This window comes from Bacillus sp. FSL L8-0152, from assembly GCF_038006365.1.
In the GTDB taxonomy this organism is placed as follows: Bacteria; Bacillota; Bacilli; order Bacillales; family Bacillaceae_G; genus Bacillus_A; species Bacillus_A cereus.
On sequence record NZ_JBBOVB010000001.1, the window covers coordinates 3530876 to 3552777 of the forward strand.

The window sequence follows — 21902 nt, forward strand, 5'->3', positions numbered from 1 at the left end:
TTTTTACAAATAATAAGGAACGACAAAATAGGTAAAGATAAGATTTCACCTATTTTGTCCATATAGCAGCACAACGAAATTACAATTAATTACTTCAATGCAATTGGTTGTTGTTGTGTCACACAATGAATCATACCGCCGTTTTTATACAACTCTCTCACATCAATACCGACTACTTTACGATCTGGGTATAACTTCTGAATCGTATCGTTTGCGATTTTATCATTCGAGTCATTATAATTAGGCACTAATACAACTGTATTCCCGATATAATAATTGATATACGATCCCTTATAATCGAGAGTTTTTCCATTTTCTAAAGCAACCTTTTCTTTACTAAGCGGCAAGTATTCATACTTATATTTCTGTCCTGAAGCATTTTTTGCATCTAACAATGTATCCATATCTTTATTAGATAAACCCCATTCGGCTAGGTCATCTTCTTTCATCGTTACAATGGTAGATTTATTATGGAATTTAGCAAATCCATCAATATGAAAGTCCGTAATATCTAAATTAGGTACTCCGTCTAACCAAATAAAGTTTGATACCCCTAGGTCACTTATATATTTTTCAATTTCCTTTTCTGATAAATCAGGATTTCTATTTTTATTCGTTACCGAACTTCGAGTTAATAACGCAGTCCCATTGCTGTCTAATTCAATTGCGCCGCCTTCAAGGACAAATTTCCCCCAATCAATTCTTTCAATTCCTGATTGTTTACTAACATTTTTACGTATTTGAGCATCATTTTTATAAGGTGTTTTCTTCCCCCAACCATTAAATGCTGGATCTAATATTTTGAGATTTTTATTGCTGTCATAAACAAAAATTGGTCCACTATCCCTTGCCCATACATCATCAGTAGGCGCGATAAAGAAATCAATCTTCTCCATATTTAACCCTTCATTTGTTAAAAGCTTATTGATTCTCTCCTTTTCTTCCTGGTCATATGCAACAATGTGAACTTTCTCACCCTCAGTTAAAGCACTTGCCATCTTAACCCAAATAGGTTCAACTTCCTGCTTATACTCTTCACCATATGTGTATTCATGTGGCCATTGCAGCCATGTACCTTCATGTTTATCTTTTTCATCTGGCATCGTATATTTCCCAGCATTTTTCTGTACCTCTACTTTTTCTCCTTCTTTCCCTTTAACATTTTCATTGTTACGCTCAAAAGAGCATCCACTAATAATCGTTGTAGATAATGTAGCTATTAAACAAAACTTTATTGCTTTTTTCATTTTTCCAACCTCCTGTTCTTGTCTCCAATACTGTAAAGCTTCACATAGTGTGAAGCTCAAGCTTTTTTATCAATGTAAAAATTACCAATTGTTCTTTGCATTACTTATCATTTAACGACCTATTTAGATTTATTCAAATGCCAATCACCTTTTTACCTATTTATCCCGCCATTTGTGGGCAGTAAGACCCCCACCTCAAAATTCAGCGAAAGCAAAGAAGTTAGGTGGGGCCCTGCTGATTAAAGTTTCACTTTATTCAGTAAGTAAAACTTTACAAAATAAAAAAATCGGTATTGATAATTACATATCAATACCGATTTTTTTATAATTACTTTCCTTCTATTAAATCATTCGCCATTTTCCTAAATTCTTGATTAAATGCATCATTCATACCATTTTGGACGTTAGAAAATAATATGACAAACGTTCGTTTATCCCAGTTAAAATTATTAAAAGTGTTCCAGCCAGCTAATACACCGTGGTTATGATAATAATCTGGGTAAATATAGAAACTAAATCCATATTTTCTTGCAGGTGATGCAGAAAACATATCTGATACACTTTGTTTGGAAAGTAGTTTACCATCCATAATAGCTTCATCTAACTTTTTCATATCTTCAACAGTCGTATACATTTCACCACAACCATACAGCCAGTTCATTTTTAAGCGAGGCGTGGCTATTAACTTATTATCTTTTTTCGTATACCCTTCTGCTAAGAAAATATCTTCTGGGAGTGTTGCGCCCATTCCAGATTCATTCATTTCAACAGGAGTCAAAATATTTTCTTTCACATATTCAGCAAGTGGTTTATTCGATATTTTTTCTACAATATATGCAAGCACCATATAATTATAATCTGTATATTTCCATCCTGTCCCTGCTGGAAATTGTAACGTTTGTGCCCCAATCCACGTTACTAATTTTAACCGTGATGCTGCGTCAACACTACCTTGTCCCTGTTCTGGTAATCCAGACGTATGTGTTAACAAGTTTCGTAACGTAATATTTTTATCTGCTGGAAACGATGGGATATATTTATTTACATTGTCTTCAATGTTCAACTTCCCTTTTTCTTTTAGTTGCATAATAGATATTGCAACTACTGTTTTCGTAATAGACCCAATGCGATATTTCGTTCTTGGCGTTGTTAATACTTGATCTTTCACATTCGCATAACCGTAGCCTTTTCGTAAAATGACATGATCTTTACTTGCTACAAGAACACTCCCATTAAATCCTTTATCTTTTAAGTACTGATCTAGTTTTCCAGCTGCAATTTCATAACGCTTTTTCTCATTCGCATCAACTTCCTGCTTAACATCTTTTTGCTTACTATTTACATTAGAAAATGCCTTTGTATCATATTTTTTTCCTTTATTTGCATGTATTAGTGTAACAACACTTCCACAAAAAACAGCAAAAATAAAGAAAACGATTAACCATTTCTTTAACATACTAGGAACCCTCTTTTATCTAGTTTCACTTAACGTACATCCATTCTATTTTATATCTTTTAATTATCAAGTATATTATAATATTATTTAATATTCACTCTGTTAAAACTAGATTCCTTTTTCTCATTTTCAATTTTTACTACTCTCTATTGTATTTCTTTCTTGCAAAATTTCCAACATACAATCGGATGCATTAAACTATAATTTCAAATTCTTTTGTAACATTTGTTACATACTAAAAAGAATGGAGATGTAATATGAAAAATACCGATAAACGCAATCGTTTAGATGATAAAATGTTTCATTATCGGATAATAAAAAACAACATGGTATTAATTGAATATTACAGAAAACAGATTATGGTATTAAAAGGAAATGATGCTGAAAAATTTTTAAATAAAATAAATCATGCAAATAACGATAAAGAAAAACAGCTAATTATGGCTAAAATTACAGGTAATTTCAAAAGAGGTAATGAACGAAATTGAAAACGAATCTCATTTACATTTTGATTATACAACAAATAAAAAAGAAATGTCGCTCATTCAACATTTCTTTAGACTTTCTTCATAAAAAATTTACATTGCTAACATTCCTTCATTTTCTATACTTCCTATATAAGCTAACCGCTGAAATAGTTAGTAATACAACTATGCATAACCACGCGTAGGTATATCCCTTCTTATCTACAATATAACCAAATAAAGCAGGCGCAACAATAATAGCAATTTGATTTAATGTAAGTGCAAAACTCACTGTCATCCCTACCGATTCTTCACTTGCTGATTCCGCAACTTCAGTTATAAAAAGACTAAACCATCCAATTGAAAAGAACCCTAACAATGCACTTACGCCATACAATACATTCGTTATTGTATGTATGCTCATTACTAATATTAGAATGAAGAAAATAGAAATACAAACAGTTATAAATAAGGGGGTACGCCTATTCCCCTTATAAAATAAATCACTAGTAGCTGCTAATATAACCCTACCAACCATTCCAGAAAAGAACATAACGGAAAATACTTTTCCAGCTAAAATTGGCGTGATTGATTGTTCCAATACTAAAAATTTTATAAAGTGTGCAACTAACACCATTTGCAATGAAATCATACAAATGCCAGTTATATAAATTGCATACAACTCTTTTTTACACATCACTTCTTTTAACTGCATCCAAAAAGAAAGTTTACTACGTTCTTGTTTAACTTTCTCTTGAATATATGGTTCCTTATAAAATATAAAAAATAAAAACCCTCCAATTATACAAATGCATGCAATGCTATTTACCGCATAGGCCATATTATATTTTATTGTAAGAAACGGGATCAATACTCCCGCTAATGTACCACCAATCGGTATACCGGCTTGTCTAATCCCCATCGCTAACCCGCGATTTTCTTTTGAGAACCACTTCATTATCACCTTACTTCCTCCTGGGTGCGAAACACTATAAAACGTTCCTACTAATAAAAGTACAAAGAGTAACCCATTAAATCCATTGACCATATTAGTCAGTAAAAACGAACCCCCTAGTAAAAATAAACTTATCGAAATTAACAACTTTTCATTGTATTGATCAAGTAGCCGCCCAACAAAAAGCATACAAAATAGCGGTCCTATATTTACAACACTTACTAACAATCCACTCTCCGTATTCGTAAGTGCATATTCTTCTTTCCAAAATAAAGCAAATGCTCCAATACCATACGTTATAAGTGTCGCTGTTGTTTGAGCAACTGTCGCAAAAATTAACATAACCCACTTATAAGTACCATTCATCCCTTCTTCCATTAACACAATAATCCCTCCATCCCCTTCCATTGTATGAAAGTTCTGATATCATATAAAATAAAGATTTATCATGTAATCCATCAAAAAAAATGATACCTTTTATGGAGGGATGATACTTGGATATAAAAGATTTAACTGTATTTTACGAAGTTGCGAAAGAAAAAAACATATCTCACGCAGCTAAAAATTTAAACTATGTACAGTCTGGCGTAACAATGCGTATGAAACAACTAGAAAACGAACTAGGTGTACCTTTATTTTACCGAAACGGAAAAGGTGTAACTTTAACTTCTAACGGTGAGATTTTATTAACATACGCTAAACAAATTATCCACTTAATGGATCAATCTATTAAAGCAGTTCAAAGTAATGAGATCGAACCAAGGGGCACTTTAAAAATTGGATGTACAGAATCTACAACAGCTGTAAGACTTCCATCTATATTAACGGCCTATTATGAGGAATACCCAAAAGTCGAATTGATTTTAGAATCAAATACGACGGAACAATTGATTAGACTTGTATTAGAACGAAAACTAGACGGGGCGTTTATCGCTGGAACCACTCAGCATGCTGAACTTCATACAAATATATTTCATGAAGAAGAATTAGTTCTCATTAGCAAAAAGCCTTTATCTTCCTTTAAAGACATAGGAGACATGAATTTACTTGCATTTAGTCACGGGTGCTATTATAGAAATTTATTAGAAGATTGGCTTCAAGAAGAAGGAATTTCACCTAAACGAGTATTAGAGTTTGGAACAATTGAAGCGATACTCGCATGTGTAAAATCAGGTATGGGCGTAGCAATTATGATGAAGTCTATTTTAAATGGTCATAAACATGACATATCATTCAATCCTTTGCCAAATAGCTTCAAAAAAGTTCCTACTACTTTTATTACTAGAAAAGATATATATCACTCTGCTGCATTACAAAAATTTATGGAGATGACTCTCAATGCGTGAAAAGAAAATACGTGGTATGAAACGAAAAACAAACACTATGATACAGCGAATTGAGGAACATACAAAAACATTCCCTTCTACTTTCTATAACGATGAATATTGGAATATGCTATTGCCAGTTTCGCAAGCTTTTATTGCCTCTTGTAAAACACCTAGAAAAGTAAAACGATTGTGTATTCAAACCTTATTAAATCAAGCAAATCATTTAATAACTATGAAACCGAGCGATACACATACATATCGAGTTGTTGTTTTGATTTCTATAAATAATTTATGGGATTCGCAAATCATTATATTTAAAAATAAGGACTATTTTCATAATTTCTTTAATAGAAATAGTGAATTTCAAAAATGGATCCTTCTTTCAAATGAAATTGATTTTGGGGAGACATGGGAAATTTCAGTTTATCATTCCTTCCAAACACTTCGCTTTCAAGAAATTATTTATGATGAAGATGAATACTATGAAAAAGAGATTCTGTTTATCGGGGAATTAAATTAAAAAGGGTATACCTAAAACACTGGTATACCCTTTTCCACTTATTTTTCCTTCAATACACTATGTAATCGATCCGGATAATTTGTAAACATTCCTGTAGCACCCCATTTGATTAACAGTCTCATATCTGGTTTCTCGTTAATTGTATAAGGGTGAATTAACAGTCCATTTTTCCTAGCCATTTTCATATATGACTCATCAATAATTAGTTCTCCGTTATCATTACGTAAGTTTGGTCCAATACCAGCTGCATACTTTTTAATTTCTTGAAAATCATCATTCGTTACACTTTTCGGTTCATGTGTAATGCCAGACCATTCGACAATTTCATTGTTTTCATTTGGATAATACCAAAGCAATTGAACTAACGGAATATTTTCATTCATACTATGAATCTTTTTCAAACTATCTTTACTAAATGATTGAATCATAACACGGCTAGAAGACATGTTTTGACCTACTAAATTATATTTTTGTAACAACGCCAACAATTTCTCTTCCATTCCTGGATACACATCTGGTGATTTTGTTTCAATATAATACTTCATACTTCTTCCATACTTTTGAAAAATTTCTTCAAGAGTTGGAACTTTTTGCCCAACATACTCTTGCTTAGCCTTTTCTGGATACGCTTTATTAAACCATGATCCTGCATCTAAACTCTTTATTTCGCTTAACGTTTTATCACGTACTTCGCCTGTTCCATTTGTAGTGCGATCAACCGCTGTATCATGCATTGCAATTAATTTGCCATCCTTTGTTAATTGAATATCTAACTCTAAATAATCCGCTTTCATTTTTTTCACTAAATCATAAGAAGCAAAAGTGTGCTCAGGTGCATGTCCACTTGCTCCGCGATGTGCAATATTTAAAAACTTATTCGTATTCCATTCATGCTTCCCTTCTGCTTTCGCATGAACAGCTCCCCCAGCAAAGATACTTCCCGTCATAAAGAAAATAACTAAAACGCTAATAATCTTTCTCATCCTTCTAATCCTTCCTACGTTGCAAATTTCAACAAGCTAATGAGATTTACACGAAATAGAAGACACACTTTCATTATTTTTATAAACCTATATTAAAATTCCACTCTTACAAATATACTTTCTCTATATTATTAATATAAAAAACTAGTATTATCCTATTTAATTCCTATAGCCCTCCTTTTCACATGTAACTCCCTATTTTGTACGGTTCATTCAATAAAAAAAGCCATAAATTATTTAGGCTACACTCCTGTATCCCTAAATAAATTTATGGCTTTTCTCAAATATCTCCGGCCTCTATTAACTTGTCGAATTTAATCATATCAAACCTATTGAAATTTGTGAATATTTTTTTCAGTACAGTGAAGTACATAAAACAATATTTCTGTAGTTACTTAAAAATCACATAATAAATTTCTTATTACCTCTTCCAATACTATATCTGGATTTACTACCGTTTTTTCCGAACGCCATCCGATAAAGCCATCTGGTCTAATTAATACAGCACCTCCATTCCCTATACCATATAATTTGCTAAAAATATCTTCTGGAGCAACAAAGTCTCCACTTAAGCCAACACGATACCCTTTTATATTTATTCCTAATTTAGCTGAAACAGTATGTGCTGCCTCAGCCCAAGAACTATTTTTTACTCCTGTAAGTAATACAAAACTGTTACCGAATAAGTCTAATGTAGAAACTTTCTTCCCTTCATACGTTCCCCATAAATGTGACGCTCGCGTTCCAGGTCTCCCGTTCAACTCTATGCTATCCATTCTATGTGGAGTGACTAAATTATCTATAATCGCCTCTGAACAATACTGATATCCAACTGTAACAGCTAAACCATCCATATTATTCAAACTGCCTTCCTCTCTCTTCGCAGCACGAAACAGTAAACTACTTGCATAAGCTGTCGTTAATTTTGCAACAGAGTGTCTCTCTTCATGATATGTTTCTAACAATTTTGGTTTTGCCTTCCCTTTTATAACAGCCGCTAATTTCCAAGCTAAGTTATGCGCATCTTGTATTCCTGTATTTGAACCAAATCCGCCTGTTGGCGGCATAATATGTGCTGAATCTCCAACTAGAAAGACTCGATTTCCTTGAAATTTCATTGCTGTACTTTCGGCCGCTTCCCACGGTAAAACACTTAATATTTCTGACTCAACATTTGTACTTCCAATTGCTATTTCAATAATTTGTTTACAACGTTCCATCGTGAAATCCTCTGTTCCCTCTCCTTTTAATGGATCGTAGGCTACATGGTAAATCCATTTTTTCACGTTATCTACTGGGATCAGTGCACCAAGAACCTCTGGATGAAGTACCATAGAAAAACCGAATGCGTCTCCTTGTATAAACTCACTTAAGTCTGCTTCAAAATAAATATTCATATAATAGCCACCAATGGTTCCACGCCCCTCAGTTTTAATCCCTAACTGCTCACGTATTTTACTTTTCGCTCCATCTGCTGCAATTACATAGTCACAATGTATGACACTTTCTTTTTCTGTTTCACGATTTCGAATCGTTGCTTTTACCCCGTTTTCATTTTGTTCAAATGAAACTAATTCATGATAAAAAGATAGTTGCCCGCCTAATGTTTTCGCTTCTTGTAACATCATCTCTTCTAAAATAATTTGATAACAAGCAGTTTGTTTTGATGGACTAATCTTTTCTATTTTTTGAAGTAACTCTTCATCGTTTCCGTATTGCGTCGCTCTCATTTGTTCCAATTCTTCTTTATTCGCCTCAGCTATTGTATGAACTGCTATTCTTCCTCGGCAGTTCTCTAATGCTTTACCTGCCAATTTAATTCTTTTTTCCAAGCCTAATTCTCGAAATAACTCCATTGTACGTAAAGTAAGACCGCCTGCTTTCGGATGAATGGCAGTAGACGGATGCCTTTCAATAAGTAAGTACTCAATGTTATGTTTTGCAAGAAATAACGCAGACGCTAACCCAGATAATCCCCCTCCAACAATTAAAACTGGTACATAATTCGATTTCATATATTTCCCCTCCACATCATTGTTCTGAGCTCAGTGACATAAATATAATCAAAAAAAACATTAAAATATAGACTTATATTTCATTTTGAATTATCATATAGATAGATTACGCCCCAAAATTCCTTTTACCTTTTCATACATCTATAATCCACCTGAATTGTGTCTGTATGAAAGTGTAAAACAAAAGAATGTACTTTACGTTGAACCATGTTCTATCGTAAAAATCAAAAATAATACAAACATTATAAGCTGTCATAACCTTATGGATTATACAAGGTTACGACAGCTTATTTTATTGTTACATCATTTTTTTAAACTTCATCTATTTTGTTATGTAATCCTTCCAATCCCTTTTCTATCTCCCTATAATTTTCAACAATAAAAAATTCATTCGTCTCGATTTTCTTTCTCAATATTGCACCTCGTACAACAATCATGTAGCATTACCGTATCGAAGTAATGGTTCATCATCTTAAACCTTTCGACTAATTACCTGGAGGCAAAGTGATTGAAATGAATAAACAAGAACAATTAAATATTATAAAAAAAGATTTTATTGATTCTCAAAAAGTATTATTGGCAATTGGTGATGAAACACGTCAAGCTATTTTATTAGTGCTAATGGAAACGGAATGTCAAACAGGATTACGTGTAGGAGAAATCACGAAGCAAACACACCTTTCCCGTCCAGCCGTATCACATCACCTCAAGATTTTACGAGAAGCTGGCATTATTTTAATGAGAAAAGAAGGTACAAAGAATTTTTATTATATTGATATACGTACAAAATTAGGTTTATTAAAAAATCTTGTATTAGATATTGAGAAGCTATTGCAAAACTTTTATTAAAACTTGGAGGTATAAGAAATGAAAGCAATGATAATTGATAAGTACGGAAAAGTCCCAATGCGTATGGCAGAGGTACCTACTCCTGAAATTAATGAGTATGAAGTGCTCGCAGAAATTCATGCAGCTAGTATTAATCCAATTGATTTTAAAATACGCGATGGAAAAGTGAAGATGTTGCTTAAATATGAGATGCCCCTAATCCTTGGTAATGACTTTTCCGGTGTCATCGTAAAGGTTGGGGCAAAAGTGACTAACTTTAAAGTCGATGATGAAATATATGCACGCCCAAGAAAAAATAAGATTGGTACTTTCGCGGAGTATATAGCCATTCATGAAGATGATATAGCTTTAAAACCGAAAAATTTAAATTTTGAGGAAGCTGCTTCGATTCCACTCGTTGGCTTAACATCATATCAAGCATTACATGACATCATGCAATTACAAAAAGGACAAAAGATTTTAATTCACGCTGGATCCGGTGGTGTTGGTACTTTCGCTATTCAGCTAGCAAAAATAATGGGTGCCATTGTTACAACGACTGCTAGTGAAGCTGGTGCGAATTTAGTAACGTCTCTTGGCGCAGATGAAATTATTAATTACAAAACAGAGAAATTTGAAGATATACTAAAAAATTATGATGCCGTATTTGATACAATCGGCGGTGCAACACTTGAAAAATCATTCAATATTATAAAAAGCGGAGGAAACATTGTTTCCGTTTCAGGCATGCCGAACGCTCGCTTCGGTAAAGAATTTGGTTCAGGATTCTTTAAAACTCTCTTATTTTCATTAGCCAGCAAAAAACTTACTGCACTTGAAAAAAAGCATAATGCTCAATATTCATTTTTATTTATGAAGCCAAGCGGGGATCAATTACGTACTATTGCAAACTATATTGAAGCTGGACAAATCAAACCTGTAATCGATCGAGTTTTTCCTTTTGAAGATGCGCAAAAAGCAATGGAATATTCAGAGTCTGGAAGAGCAAAAGGAAAGATAATTGTAAAAATTAAGTAATAATAAAAACTCCATTTTTTTAAAATGGAGTTTTGTATTTACTGTTAAATAGACATAGTGCAATGAAGTCCTTACAATAGATTGCAAGGGGAAATATTATATTATATTATACTTTTAGTTAACTTTACAAAGAATATATACGTACAAATACATAATTTAAAATACAAAAAGGAGGAGATACAATGACTAAAAATAATGAAACAGGTTGGAATTTAGATAATAGTTATACGACTTTACCACAATCATTTTATACAGAAATCCCCCCTACTCCCGTAAGTTCACCGGAGTTAGTTAAACTAAACCATTCATTAGCGATATCTCTTGGCTTAACCCCTGAAGAACTGAAAAAGGAAGCTGAAATTGCCATTTTCGCTGGCAATGGACTTCCAGAAGGAGCTCATCCATTAGCTCAAGCATATGCTGGTCATCAATTCGGACATTTTAATATGTTAGGCGACGGTCGTGCTCTTTTAATTGGCGAACAAATTACTCCTTCAGGTGAGCGTTTCGATATTCAACTGAAAGGTTCTGGCCCTACTCCCTATTCACGCCGAGGAGATGGCCGTGCTGCACTCGGTCCGATGCTACGTGAATATATTATTAGTGAAGCAATGTATGCACTTGATATTCCGACTACTCGCAGTTTAGCAGTTGTTACAACCGGGGAACCAACCTATCGTGAAACAAAATTACCTGGAGCAATTTTAACTAGAGTCGCTAGTAGTCATATACGGGTCGGTACATTTCAATATGCTGCAGCTCGTGGTTCAATAGAGGACCTGAAATCACTAGCTGACTATACGATAAAAAGGCATTACCCAGAAATTGAATCTCATAAAAACCGATATACTGCATTACTACAAGAAGTCATTAAAAGACAAGCCAGTCTTATCGCAAAATGGCAACTTGTTGGATTTATTCACGGCGTAATGAACACTGACAATATAACGATCAGTGGCGAAACAATTGATTACGGTCCTTGTGCATTTATGGACAATTACGACCAAGGAACTGTATTTAGCTCTATTGACACACAAGGTCGTTATGCATATGGAAATCAACCATATATGGCCGCATGGGATCTCGCACGACTAGCAGAATCTTTAATACCGATTCTGCACGAAGATGAAGAAGAAGCACTAAAAATCGCTCAAGACGAAATTTCGAAATTTAGCGTACAGTATGAAAACAATTGGTTCCTTGGAATGAAAAAGAAATTAGGACTATTTAGCAACGAAGAACAAGATCAATCACTTATTGAGCAACTTTTAAAAATGATGGAGAAATATAAAGCGGATTATACAAATACATTCCGTTCATTAACTCTCGATGCTATCGAAAATACAGCTCTATTTGAAAGTCCTGAATTTAAAGAATGGTACAAACTGTGGCAATCTCGATTAGAAAGACAAGAACAATCAAAAGAAAACGCCTACGAGATGATGAAAAATAATAACCCATCAATCATCCCGAGGAACCACCGTGTAGAAGAAGCACTAGAAGCAGCTGTTACAAATGACGACTATAGCGTATTGGAGAAACTCCTTGAAGCTTTATCAAATCCTTATGCGTATTCTACAGATCAAGAAGAATACTGCATTCCGCCTGCACCGACGAATCGCCCTTATCGTACTTTTTGTGGGACTTGATTAAAAATTTGTTTTTATTTTAACCCAAAATTTATTAAGTTAACTATTAATCACAAACTTAAAAGTTGCTTTCAATATTGAAAGCAACACATTTAGTATCCAACCTTAAACAAGTCACAAATTATAATTTGTGACTTGTTTAATTACCCACGTTCAATAGAAGGTTTGTTTTGCAGGCATCGTTGTATCTTCAGAGACAGCATATGGATTTTCATTAGGTTTTATAATTATAAACGTTCCACCATATCCACTGTGAGCTAATTTATTGCAAAGACCTTCTACCATAAAACCCCATAACTCCAGCTGCTATTCCCATTATAGATAATCCAAGTTTTTTCTTTATTTTAATGCTTCTTTTTCAAATATTCTCTTTTTTATTTCATAACTCATAAAAAAATACTTTTCTGCTTTTTCTATATTACCTACTTTATGAAACTCTAATGCCAGACTTTCAGTATATTCGTGAATATACTCCGATAAATTTTTTCTTTCAAAGTAAGAAAAACCTTCAAGAATAATTTTTTCTATTTTTTCTACCTCTAAATGCTGACAAAATCCCTTTAGAATTAAAAAGTGATATCTATATTCATCATTTTTTAATTCCTCACAAACCTTCAATCCACTTTCAATTAATTCCTTCGCTTTTTCTATTTCACCTAATTTATAATATTCTCTTGCCTCTAAAAAAATTGCCTTATAATGAGTAGGCATTTTTTTAGAAACCTCAGATAAGTGTCTAATTGCTAAAACTGAAAGATTTTGACTCGCATACAATAAACCTAAATTATGTCTGATTCTTAATACTAACATTTCTGCATCATTTTTTTGTAAAATGTTTATTGCTGACGCAATATATTCCTCACCTTTATCATGCTGCTTTAATTCCGAAAAAGATAATCCTAATATATTTTCGCACAGCGCTATGTTCACTTCATACCCTGCTTGTTTAACAAAGATATCTCTTGCCTTTGAAGCGTATTCAATAGCTGAATATGCGTAATGCAAGTGGTATTTTAATATAGCAACTCTATAATTAAACTCTGCATATTCAATTTCATCTGAAATATACTCTAATAACCCTTCAGCTTTTTCAAAATAGTTGCTAGCTTCACTATAATTAGTAAGAATTGTATAATGAATGGCTTTGAATAAATAATAATAATAATTAGAATATTCATCATTTGGTTTAGGCAATGCATCTATTTTATCAAAAGCTTTTTTCAAATTACCTAAACCATCTATTAGCACTTTATATCGAAATTCTAACAGATAATAGTGAAATGAAACCTTTATATCTGATTCGATAATATAAAGCTTTTTATCGATCTCTTCTTTTAATTTTTTTGCTTCACTTATACGTTGAGCTCTAATATCTCGATACCAATCATTCAGCATCTTATTAATTAATTCATTGCCAGTGATTTGTATATTCATCAAATCCACTCTCCTTCTTTTAATTATCATAAAAATAACATAATTCGATTATTTATATCTATCTATATATATATTTCTCAACAATTGAACGAAATTCATTCACTGAATTTTGTTCAATATTTTAATAGACCCGCTGTAAATATGAATACTTTTTCTTATAACCTCTGAATATGAGTATCCTTAAAATCCGTCTCATATTTCAATCCATATCCAAACATTCGATCCATTCCAATATGTGCTGTCCATATTAAGCCAATCATTATAACGATATCCATCTTAAAATAGACACCTATTAGAACAATTAATATGGATATGATATATGCGTGACATACATTATATATTTTCGCACCAACGTGATTATTAATACCATATGCTAACATTGATAGATCCGGCGCTAAAAGGAATACAAAAAATATAATCCAACTAAACTCATATATCGAATACATATAAATCGTGGCTAAAAATACAACCATTCCTTCAAAATGTACAATACGTTTTTGCATTATTTATCATTCCTATTTTTCTATATTTATTGATACATTTTCATCGCTGAAAGTATTCTTTGTATTTTTTGACCAGATGGTTGCTAATATTGGCCCTGCAATGTTATGCCATACTGCCGCTAATACACTTGGGAGTGCAGCAACCGGTCCAAAATGTGCTGTCGCCAGCGCAACACCTAAACCTGAATTTTGCATTCCTACTTCTATTGAAATAGCCCTTCTTGTCCCTTCGTCTAGTCCAAGTACGAACGCAGTTATATATCCGAGCAAAAAACCGAAAGCATTATGGAGCATCACCGCAATAAAGATAAGAAGTCCTGAAGAAGTAATGCTACTTACATTTGCTGAAACAACTGCAGAAACAATTATGATAATTGCTACAACTGATATTAAAGGAATAACAGTCATTCCTTTATTAACGATATGAGGGAAAAACTTTTTCACTACTAGTCCTAAAATAATAGGCACAATAATGACTTGTACGATAGAAAGAAACATGGACATAGCATTTACTGGCATCCATTGCCCTGCAAGTAATAGTAGAATGAGCGGTGTAGCAATTGGTGCTAGTAACGTTGATACTGAAGTCATTGCAATAGACAACGCTAAGTTCCCTTTTGCTAAATAAACCATAACATTTGATGCAGTGCCACCCGGTACTGAACCGAGCAACACTAACCCAGCTGCTAATTCCGCTGGCAGATTCATAACGTAGGCTAGTACGTATGCGACAAGTGGCATAATAATAAACTGAGCACATACACCGATAATAACTGGTAATGGTTTTGTAGCTATGATTTTGAAATCAACAGCCTTCAATGTTAATCCCATCCCAAACATGACAACCCCAAGTAAAATCGTTATGTAACTAGTTAACCCGAGAAATGGCGCGGGAATGAAATATGCAACAGCTGCAATACAAATAACCCAAAATGCAAAATACTTTCCAGCTATATTACTTATCGCTTCTAGTACTTTCATCCACTCAGCCCCTATCTTTTAATTGAAACACCTTTTTCGGATTCAAAATATTTTGCGGATCAAGAACTTTCTTTATTTTCTCCATTACAAATAATGCCGCCCCATGTTCTTCTTCTTGATACTTTCGTTTCCCGATTCCAACGCCATGTTCTCCTGTACACGTTCCTCCTCGTTTAAGAGCATACAGAACGATACTTTCGTTTATTTCGTCCGCCTTCTTTACTTCCTGTTTATCATTTGTGTCAATCATTAAGAGTACATGGAAATTCCCATCTCCAACATGACCTAGAATACCGCCAATAAGCCCTACTTTATCTAATACCTCTTTCGCATGTTGAATCGCTCCAGCTAATTCCGAAATTGGCACACATACGTCTGTACTCATTAGCTTTTTACCAGGATAACTATGCACGTAAGAGTACGCTAAGTTATGTCTTGCATCCCACAGTTTATTTCTCGCTGCTGTTTCCGTCTCAAACGTAATTTCTATACATTTATGATCAAGAACGATTTCTTTCGTAAATTCAATATCTTGCTTTAATCCTGCTTCATTGCCGTGAAACTCTAAAAACAGTGTCGGTTCTTCTCTGTAACTTGTTTCATTGTAATAATTTACTTGTTTCATAGATAATTCATCAACGAGTTCAATTCTCGCGATTGGAATACCTGCTTGTAATATGTTAATTACAACTTCTACTGCATCATTTATAGTTGGAAACGATGCCCTCGCAGCCATAACATGTTCTGGTATACCGTATACTTTTAAAGTTAACTCCGTGAAACATCCAAGTGTTCCTTCTGATCCTACGAAAATACCATTTAAATGATAACCTGATGATGACTTCGCCGCTAAATTCCCGGTATGTATTACTCCTCCATCAGCAAGAACGACTTCTAAATCTCGAACTTGATCACGCATTACACCATACTTTACCGCTGTCGTTCCGCTCGCATTTGTAGCAGCCATTCCTCCTAACGTTGCATCAGCTCCTGGGTCTACACTAAAAAATAATCCATACTTTTTCAATTCTTTATTAAGCTGAGAGCGCGTCACCCCTGGCTGTACTCTCACAAGAAAATCCTTTTCTCTTATTTCAAATATTTTGTTCATAAGAGAAAAGTCCATTGTAATTCCTTTTTCGTAAGGAATTACATGTCCCTCTAAACTGGATCCTACTCCAAATGGAACGACAGCTGTTCCGTGCTGACTCGCTATTTTCATTATCGTGCTAACTTCTTCGGTCGTTTTTGGAAAAACAACTACATCAGGTAAACTACTAACGTGGTAAGATTCATCTTTACTATGTAACTCTCGTACTGTCATATTTATTACTACTCGATCTTCAGGAAGTATGCCTCTTAATTCATTTACTACATGTTCAATTGTTATTTCCATAATCAACTCTCCTTTTTAATTTTAAAACAAGTATACCATCTTTATACAAAATAATTAGAAAAATAAGATTATTTAACCTGAACATACAAAAAAGAACCCGCAGCACACGCTACAAGTTCTTTTTCACTACATTTTAAACGATTTCTTTATTAACAACATAAACCAAATTAAAGTAACTGCCATCAACGAATGAGAAAACCCTACAATATAAGTTAACCCTTTAAAGTCAGCTCCATTTAACTGAAGAAGCCCTCTCACTGCTAGCGAACCTAACATTAATGTTAATGCAATGTTATGTAAAACAAACCACTTATTAAACCCTTTCACTTCATGAAACGCGAATACTTTTGCTAATCCTAAAGCAATTAAAAAGAAGAAAAAGCCAAGTACAAGTGTATGTGTATGCAAAAGATTTAACAAAGTAGATCCTAAAATCCCTTTATACTTACCATACTCCCTAGCGAAAATCCCTGATAATAAACCGATAATCAAATACGTAAACGATGCATTATATAATTTCTTCATTATGTACCTCCTTGAGTAGAATGTGTAGTGTGTCATATTTAGTAATAATGATAGTTATATAGTAAAAACTCCTAGTCACCTAGGAGTCATTGTATAAGTATCTCACTCTTTACAATCAATCCTAATTATAAAATATCTCTCTATACAAAACAAACGAACTTTATGTGAACAAACACCCCCATTAAAATATGTTGCACTTTTGTTTTACACAATCCATACTAATTGTTATAACTTTTTAAAGGTGGTGTAATAATTGATAGTTCTTGAAACCGAACGTCTAAATCTTCGTTGGTTTGATATAAAAGACGCTTCTTTTATTCTTGAGTTAGTAAACGATCCTGCATGGATTCAGTTTATCGGTGACAAAGGGGTTAGAAACTTAGAAGATGCAAAAAATTATATTGTAAACGGTCCCATCGATATGTATAACAAACTCGGATTTGGCCTTTACTTAGTAGAACGAAAAGAAGATCTCACTCCACTTGGTATGTGTGGCCTTATTAAAAGAGATTCATTAGAAGACGTTGATATCGGATTTGCCTTTTTAGAAACATTCCGTTCAAAAGGATATGGCTACGAGTCAGCTTCTGCAATAATCGAATACGGTGTACAAAAGCTCGGCATGAAACGAATTGTAGCAATTACTTCTATAGATAACATCGCCTCAGGAAAGCTTTTAGAAAAAGTAGGATTACGCTTTGAGAAAATCATTTCAGGGTCTGGAGAAGATTTAAAATTATTTGGGTATAACGCATAGTAAAGAAGGTCGCCGTGAATGGCGACCTTCTTTACTATTTTATTGATTTTGTAATACTATTTTTAGTTACATCATAGTTGCATCAATTCTTGTGATTACTAATATCCCTTTCACATCAAATTTTTGGAACTTTATAGAAATAAAACTTCTACTTTCAAATAAATTATATTAATATATTAAACAAAGGAAGTGAGAATAAATGGATCAACCACTATTTTTGTTAGCTCTTCAATTCATTGCATTTGTATTAATCATTTGTATCGTATATGGAATCTTGTACAATACCGTATTAAATTTAAATATGCCTAAATGGACTGCACATATGGTAGCTACGGTCTTTTCCCTTGGTATTGCCTATCAAGCTTTTATAAATTTCATTTGAAAAACTTTTGTAGCATTTACTTCTACAAATATTGTTGATGCAGTAAAATTTGCAAAAAAAGTAGAATTGCAATTTGAGAGGATTATTTCAAGATCAGGAAATGTAACCATTTTTTATAAAGTCTGTCTAGCGCAAAATAGTGATGAAGTTATTTCCGCTGAAAATGTGTTTGCATAACAAGGAATGAATTTAATTGATCCTGCAAAAATTTTATTTTAATTCTGGTTCTATTGTTTGAAATCGTTCTAGGGTACCATTTGTGTGGACTTTAAAAATTTTCATTTGCGCACCAAAATATTGCGTTAAGTAAAATGTATCACCAGTTATTAAATTTCCAATCTTCCAATCAGGTTGATATGTACTTTCCTTGGAACTTTCTAAATCCCCGTTCATTATTAAATCGATATATAATGTAGATGAACTACGCAACATTTTCGTTAAAGATAGTCTATCAACCTCTAACTATCTAATGAACTCAAGTAAACGCATCTTCAGTCATTTTAAGAGGTACAAAAGGCACCCTTTCGGGTGCCTTTTGTATAAAAATTCCAATTTTTTATATTCGATACCAACCACGAACCTTTTTAAAATAATAGTATCATTATGTCTCCTTTTTAGAGATTATTTTTAATTACCTTGAATTTTTTGCACCAGAACCGGAAAATCCCTGACTACTCGAAATATCAACTATCAAGTGCTAATATTCAATAACGCGTACTGAAAATGATTAAACATTTTTATAAACCAGCGGAACGTTTAAGAAATCAATTTTTCTCTTATCGAAATTTAATTAGCTTACAGTAATACAGTGGTCATATATTTTTAAGAATAACGGAAGAATATATAGAAATTGCTACAGAAATGTGAAGTTTAATTAATTTAGGAGGAACAAACTTGTTTAATCAGCTTGTAAAAATCATACCGAATTTATTTACGATTGGAAATTTATTGTGCGGCGTTTTCTCAATCACCTTGAATATGAATGAATATTTGGGAGTAGCCTCCATTTTCATTTTCTTTTCAGCTGTTTTAGATTTTCTTGATGGAAGAATTGCGAGAAAATTAAAAGTGAACAGTGAGTTTGGCGTAGAATTGGATTCCTTAGCTGATATTGTTAGTTTCGGCGTCGCTCCTGCGCTTTTATTTCATACGATAGCAACACCTTCTATTTTAACTTCTTTGGCATTTATCCTATTCCCAACAATGGGTGCTTTAAGATTAGCTAAATTTAGTATTAAACCAACTATTGGATATTTTAAGGGATTACCTATTCCAGCTGCAGGATTATCATTGGCTGGTATGGCATTGTTTTCATATAGTAATGCATGGATTACTTTAATCCTCGCCCTCTTAATGGTAAGTCCCATTAGGTTTAAAAAATTTTAATTAAGGTCACGCCCAACGCCATTAAGGAGCATCTCAAATGGATTTAACGCATCAATAAGTATAAAAAAGCGGGACAATAATATTAAATTAGGTGCCCTTCGTAAAAATTAAAACCTTGTATTTATGGCTATTGGGTTAATCCATCGATATGTTATTCTGAAACGTCAATCCACTTTTAACAGGAGCTCCCTTTATCAAGAGAGCTCCTGTTCTTATTTCTTCTTCTTTTCTGTCGGTTGGCTTTGTTTAGCAAAATTAGATGAATCATCAAAATTCGGTTGCTTTTTACCAGCATTATTACTTCTACCTTTTCCCATATGTAATGCACCTCCCCTCCCCCTTACTATTCCCAATAAAAAAATTCTCTTGCATCCAAGAGAATTTTTGATTGGGTTCTTATTGATAATACCTAAGTACTTCCAACACTGCCATTCGATAAAAGATGGATCCAATGTCAAATTCTTTAATGCTGAAACAAACATTACATTTTCATATTTAACTGGATAATCAATTAATAATCCTAATGTATTTCCTGAAGCTGCAACAATTATGCTTTCCTTGTCTAACACGTCATCTATAACTTCTTTTAATTATTCTTACCTGTCATATAATATTTTCCTACGCGTTGAGATTGCATGTTGTATAAGGAAGCCCTTCTTTTTTCCATGCAATAAATCCCCCCTTTAAATTCACTACTTCCTTTATACCAGCTTTTTGTAAAATGCTAGCTGCTATAGCTGAACGCAACCCGGTTCGACATTGTAAAACTATTGGGCAATCTTTTGGTATAGAATCTATCTTCTCAAATAGATTACCTAAAGTAATATGTATTGCATCATGAAGGTGTCCTTCCTCCCACTCTTTTTTACTACGCACATCGATAACCTTAACACTTCTATCTTTTATATGCCGATATAATTCAATTGATGTTTTTTCCTTGTAACTTTCTAATATATCAAATTTTTTTATTACTTTTAAAGGTACAAAAGCAACAATATTATCTAGCCCAATAGATTCAAAGTCCCTAATGACTTCCTCCACTTTAACCTTTTCCTCATCTAGAATGATTAAAGTCTCTGTTTTATAATCTAGTAACCATCCACACCAAGTTGTAAAAGAATTGTTATAAGGTATGTTAATTGATTTTTCAATGTGACCAGAAGCAAAACTCTCTACATCCCTTATATCAACTATTTGCTGAACACTCCTCATAACTTCTTGGAGTTCTTCTACTGTATTAATAGTAGTAATCTTTCTCTTCTTACGAATTGGAGGACCATACTTATTTAAATTCTTCATTAATGAAAAATACTTTGGAGGCTCTGGCTGTCCCGTCAATAAAATCGATACAAAATCACTTTCTTCATTACATTGAAATACCCAATTGAACATCTTTTCATAACCTAATGTAGAAGTTGGAATTGCTCCTAATGCTTTTCCGCATGCGCTTCCTGCACCATGTGATGGCCATATTTGCAAATAATCAGGGAGTATTTTTACTTTTTGTATAGAATCAAATAATTGTTTCGCTCCTATTTGTGCTGTATCTTTCATACCAACAGCTGTTTCTAATAAATCAGGTCTTCCTATATCTCCTACAAATATAAAGTCACCTGTGAAAATCCCTATCGGTTTATCATTCGTAAAATTATTTTGACTTGTATCAGTTACTAAAAAAGAGATACTTTCAGGCGTATGCCCTGGGGTGTGAATTACATTAAATTTTATATGACCTACTTTAAACTCTGTGCCTTCATTAACTAATTTGTATCGACCTTCGTTAAGATATTGATATTTCCAATCACAATCTCCTTCATCAGATACATATAAATTTGCATGATAAAGATAAGAAAGTTCTCTAGACCCAGAAAGAAAATCGGCATGAATATGAGTCTCAGCCGCAGCAATTACTTCCATCCCCTCTTTCTTAGCAAATTCTATATATTGTTCTATATAGCGGCTAGGATCAATAACAATTGCTACGCCTTCCTTCTGACAACCAACTAAATAGGAAGCATGAGCTAATTTTTCATCATAAAAATATTTTAAAAGCAT

Annotated in this window: 24 protein-coding genes; 9 read left to right on the forward strand and 15 right to left on the reverse strand. The window is 33.3% G+C overall.

Annotated elements, in window-relative coordinates:
• Positions 1 to 89 precede the first annotated feature (89 nt).
• Both MHH27_RS17730 and MHH27_RS17735 read right to left on the reverse strand, forming a co-directional pair.
• Positions 90 to 1247, reverse strand: coding sequence for an agmatine deiminase family protein (locus MHH27_RS17730; protein ID WP_100910095.1), 1158 nt, complete (start codon positions 1245 to 1247; stop codon positions 90 to 92).
• A gap of 328 nt (positions 1248 to 1575) precedes the next feature.
• On the reverse strand, positions 1576 to 2703 hold the full coding sequence (locus MHH27_RS17735) for a serine hydrolase domain-containing protein (protein ID WP_000915203.1): 1128 nt from the start codon (positions 2701 to 2703) through the stop codon (positions 1576 to 1578).
• A gap of 257 nt (positions 2704 to 2960) precedes the next feature.
• Here MHH27_RS17735 and MHH27_RS17740 point away from each other — a divergent pair, with 257 nt between their 5' ends.
• A complete protein-coding gene (locus MHH27_RS17740; protein ID WP_000798787.1) occupies positions 2961 to 3191 on the forward strand; it encodes a hypothetical protein in 231 nt (76 codons plus the stop codon).
• A 109-nt stretch (positions 3192 to 3300) separates the two neighbouring features.
• On the opposite strand, the gene MHH27_RS17745 is transcribed toward MHH27_RS17740, so the two are convergent.
• The gene (locus tag MHH27_RS17745) at positions 3301 to 4530 is read right to left on the reverse strand and encodes an MFS transporter (RefSeq protein ID WP_065229152.1); all 1230 of its coding nucleotides are present in this window, start codon (positions 4528 to 4530) and stop codon (positions 3301 to 3303) included.
• Positions 4531 to 4616: 86 nt separating this feature from the next.
• Between MHH27_RS17745 and MHH27_RS17750 the strand changes: the two genes are divergently transcribed.
• Positions 4617 to 5468, forward strand: a complete 852-nt coding sequence (locus tag MHH27_RS17750; RefSeq protein ID WP_097924140.1) for a LysR family transcriptional regulator — start codon at positions 4617 to 4619, stop codon at positions 5466 to 5468.
• A complete protein-coding gene (locus MHH27_RS17755; protein WP_340943557.1) occupies positions 5461 to 5970 on the forward strand; it encodes a DUF3916 domain-containing protein in 510 nt (169 codons plus the stop codon). Before MHH27_RS17750 ends, MHH27_RS17755 begins: the two co-directional genes overlap by 8 nt.
• A gap of 38 nt (positions 5971 to 6008) precedes the next feature.
• Here the strand turns inward: MHH27_RS17755 and MHH27_RS17760 are convergent, their stop codons facing one another.
• The 3 genes from MHH27_RS17760 to MHH27_RS17770 all read right to left on the reverse strand — a co-directional run bounded on the left by MHH27_RS17760 (position 6009) and on the right by MHH27_RS17770 (position 9405).
• The gene (locus tag MHH27_RS17760; RefSeq protein ID WP_340943560.1) at positions 6009 to 6953 is read right to left on the reverse strand and encodes a glycerophosphodiester phosphodiesterase; all 945 of its coding nucleotides are present in this window, start codon (positions 6951 to 6953) and stop codon (positions 6009 to 6011) included.
• 395 nt (positions 6954 to 7348) lie between these two features.
• Positions 7349 to 8968: an FAD-dependent oxidoreductase gene (locus MHH27_RS17765; protein ID WP_098566752.1), complete on the reverse strand. Its 1620-nt coding sequence runs from the start codon at positions 8966 to 8968 to the stop codon at positions 7349 to 7351.
• 311 nt (positions 8969 to 9279) lie between these two features.
• On the reverse strand, positions 9280 to 9405 hold the full coding sequence (locus MHH27_RS17770) for a hypothetical protein (RefSeq protein WP_257205660.1): 126 nt from the start codon (positions 9403 to 9405) through the stop codon (positions 9280 to 9282).
• Positions 9406 to 9472: 67 nt separating this feature from the next.
• On the opposite strand from MHH27_RS17770, the gene MHH27_RS17775 reads away from it, so the two are divergent.
• The 3 genes from MHH27_RS17775 to MHH27_RS17785 all read left to right on the forward strand — a co-directional run bounded on the left by MHH27_RS17775 (position 9473) and on the right by MHH27_RS17785 (position 12483).
• Positions 9473 to 9817, forward strand: a complete 345-nt coding sequence (locus MHH27_RS17775) for an ArsR/SmtB family transcription factor (protein WP_000571870.1) — start codon at positions 9473 to 9475, stop codon at positions 9815 to 9817.
• Between the two features lie 18 nt (positions 9818 to 9835).
• The gene (locus MHH27_RS17780) at positions 9836 to 10834 is read left to right on the forward strand and encodes an NADP-dependent oxidoreductase (protein WP_075717383.1); all 999 of its coding nucleotides are present in this window, start codon (positions 9836 to 9838) and stop codon (positions 10832 to 10834) included.
• 182 nt (positions 10835 to 11016) lie between these two features.
• Positions 11017 to 12483 (forward strand): protein adenylyltransferase SelO, encoded by a 1467-nt coding sequence (locus MHH27_RS17785; RefSeq protein ID WP_098236182.1) that lies wholly within the window; start codon positions 11017 to 11019, stop codon positions 12481 to 12483.
• Between the two features lie 153 nt (positions 12484 to 12636).
• Here the strand turns inward: MHH27_RS17785 and MHH27_RS17790 are convergent, their stop codons facing one another.
• From MHH27_RS17790 to MHH27_RS17815, 6 genes are all read right to left on the reverse strand, one after another.
• Entirely contained in the window at positions 12637 to 12768 is a 132-nt protein-coding gene (locus MHH27_RS17790; protein WP_000229164.1) for a hypothetical protein, read from the reverse strand.
• A gap of 54 nt (positions 12769 to 12822) precedes the next feature.
• Positions 12823 to 13917: a response regulator aspartate phosphatase gene (locus tag MHH27_RS17795; protein WP_141548256.1), complete on the reverse strand. Its 1095-nt coding sequence runs from the start codon at positions 13915 to 13917 to the stop codon at positions 12823 to 12825.
• 155 nt (positions 13918 to 14072) lie between these two features.
• A complete protein-coding gene (locus MHH27_RS17800) occupies positions 14073 to 14420 on the reverse strand; it encodes a DUF4260 domain-containing protein (protein WP_340943570.1) in 348 nt (115 codons plus the stop codon).
• Between the two features lie 12 nt (positions 14421 to 14432).
• A complete protein-coding gene (locus tag MHH27_RS17805; RefSeq protein ID WP_072939282.1) occupies positions 14433 to 15401 on the reverse strand; it encodes a bile acid:sodium symporter family protein in 969 nt (322 codons plus the stop codon).
• Between the two features lie 4 nt (positions 15402 to 15405).
• Positions 15406 to 16797 carry an FAD-binding oxidoreductase gene (locus MHH27_RS17810; RefSeq protein ID WP_097924137.1) on the reverse strand — a complete coding sequence of 464 codons (1392 nt, stop codon included), beginning with the start codon at positions 16795 to 16797 and terminating at the stop codon, positions 15406 to 15408.
• A gap of 126 nt (positions 16798 to 16923) precedes the next feature.
• Positions 16924 to 17322: a DUF2871 family protein gene (locus tag MHH27_RS17815; protein ID WP_016512487.1), complete on the reverse strand. Its 399-nt coding sequence runs from the start codon at positions 17320 to 17322 to the stop codon at positions 16924 to 16926.
• A gap of 253 nt (positions 17323 to 17575) precedes the next feature.
• Between MHH27_RS17815 and MHH27_RS17820 the strand changes: the two genes are divergently transcribed.
• Together MHH27_RS17820 and MHH27_RS17825 are read left to right on the forward strand one after the other, a co-directional pair.
• Entirely contained in the window at positions 17576 to 18079 is a 504-nt protein-coding gene (locus MHH27_RS17820) for a GNAT family N-acetyltransferase (RefSeq protein ID WP_016512486.1), read from the forward strand.
• Between the two features lie 199 nt (positions 18080 to 18278).
• Positions 18279 to 18461, forward strand: a complete 183-nt coding sequence (locus MHH27_RS17825) for a hypothetical protein (protein WP_071714626.1) — start codon at positions 18279 to 18281, stop codon at positions 18459 to 18461.
• A 210-nt stretch (positions 18462 to 18671) separates the two neighbouring features.
• Here the strand turns inward: MHH27_RS17825 and MHH27_RS17830 are convergent, their stop codons facing one another.
• Positions 18672 to 18854 (reverse strand): DUF5065 family protein, encoded by a 183-nt coding sequence (locus MHH27_RS17830; RefSeq protein ID WP_043352867.1) that lies wholly within the window; start codon positions 18852 to 18854, stop codon positions 18672 to 18674.
• Positions 18855 to 19355: 501 nt separating this feature from the next.
• Between MHH27_RS17830 and pssA the strand changes: the two genes are divergently transcribed.
• Entirely contained in the window at positions 19356 to 19847 is a 492-nt protein-coding gene (gene pssA, locus MHH27_RS17835) for a CDP-diacylglycerol--serine O-phosphatidyltransferase (RefSeq protein WP_071714627.1), read from the forward strand.
• A 212-nt stretch (positions 19848 to 20059) separates the two neighbouring features.
• On the opposite strand, the gene MHH27_RS17840 is transcribed toward pssA, so the two are convergent.
• Together MHH27_RS17840 and MHH27_RS17845 are read right to left on the reverse strand one after the other, a co-directional pair.
• Complete coding sequence (locus tag MHH27_RS17840) at positions 20060 to 20416, reverse strand: hypothetical protein (RefSeq protein WP_225988587.1); 357 nt, start codon at positions 20414 to 20416, stop codon at positions 20060 to 20062.
• A 49-nt stretch (positions 20417 to 20465) separates the two neighbouring features.
• The gene (locus MHH27_RS17845) at positions 20466 to 21902 is read right to left on the reverse strand and encodes an MBL fold metallo-hydrolase (protein ID WP_098329517.1); all 1437 of its coding nucleotides are present in this window, start codon (positions 21900 to 21902) and stop codon (positions 20466 to 20468) included.

Bases quoted from the DNA above. Each gene is read 5' to 3' on its own strand.
- MHH27_RS17805 (WP_072939282.1), bottom strand. From the start codon at position 15,401: ATGAAAGTACTAGAAGCGATAAGTAATATAGCTGGAAAGTATTTTGCA.
- MHH27_RS17825 (WP_071714626.1), top strand. From the start codon at position 18,279: ATGGATCAACCACTATTTTTGTTAGCTCTTCAATTCATTGCATTTGTA.
- MHH27_RS17730 (WP_100910095.1), bottom strand. From the start codon at position 1,247: ATGAAAAAAGCAATAAAGTTTTGTTTAATAGCTACATTATCTACAACG.
- MHH27_RS17790 (WP_000229164.1), bottom strand. From the start codon at position 12,768: ATGGTAGAAGGTCTTTGCAATAAATTAGCTCACAGTGGATATGGTGGA.
- MHH27_RS17770 (WP_257205660.1), bottom strand. From the start codon at position 9,405: ATGATTGTTGTACGAGGTGCAATATTGAGAAAGAAAATCGAGACGAAT.
- MHH27_RS17765 (WP_098566752.1), bottom strand. From the start codon at position 8,968: ATGAAATCGAATTATGTACCAGTTTTAATTGTTGGAGGGGGATTATCT.
- MHH27_RS17815 (WP_016512487.1), bottom strand. From the start codon at position 17,322: ATGAAGAAATTATATAATGCATCGTTTACGTATTTGATTATCGGTTTA.
- MHH27_RS17795 (WP_141548256.1), bottom strand. From the start codon at position 13,917: ATGAATATACAAATCACTGGCAATGAATTAATTAATAAGATGCTGAAT.
- MHH27_RS17780 (WP_075717383.1), top strand. From the start codon at position 9,836: ATGAAAGCAATGATAATTGATAAGTACGGAAAAGTCCCAATGCGTATG.
- MHH27_RS17810 (WP_097924137.1), bottom strand. From the start codon at position 16,797: ATGGAAATAACAATTGAACATGTAGTAAATGAATTAAGAGGCATACTT.
- MHH27_RS17785 (WP_098236182.1), top strand. From the start codon at position 11,017: ATGACTAAAAATAATGAAACAGGTTGGAATTTAGATAATAGTTATACG.
- MHH27_RS17755 (WP_340943557.1), top strand. From the start codon at position 5,461: ATGCGTGAAAAGAAAATACGTGGTATGAAACGAAAAACAAACACTATG.
- MHH27_RS17845 (WP_098329517.1), bottom strand. From the start codon at position 21,902: ATGCTTTTAAAATATTTTTATGATGAAAAATTAGCTCATGCTTCCTAT.
- MHH27_RS17760 (WP_340943560.1), bottom strand. From the start codon at position 6,953: ATGAGAAAGATTATTAGCGTTTTAGTTATTTTCTTTATGACGGGAAGT.
- MHH27_RS17830 (WP_043352867.1), bottom strand. From the start codon at position 18,854: ATGAACGGGGATTTAGAAAGTTCCAAGGAAAGTACATATCAACCTGAT.
- MHH27_RS17800 (WP_340943570.1), bottom strand. From the start codon at position 14,420: ATGCAAAAACGTATTGTACATTTTGAAGGAATGGTTGTATTTTTAGCC.
- MHH27_RS17740 (WP_000798787.1), top strand. From the start codon at position 2,961: ATGAAAAATACCGATAAACGCAATCGTTTAGATGATAAAATGTTTCAT.
- MHH27_RS17735 (WP_000915203.1), bottom strand. From the start codon at position 2,703: ATGTTAAAGAAATGGTTAATCGTTTTCTTTATTTTTGCTGTTTTTTGT.
- MHH27_RS17745 (WP_065229152.1), bottom strand. From the start codon at position 4,530: ATGGAAGGGGATGGAGGGATTATTGTGTTAATGGAAGAAGGGATGAAT.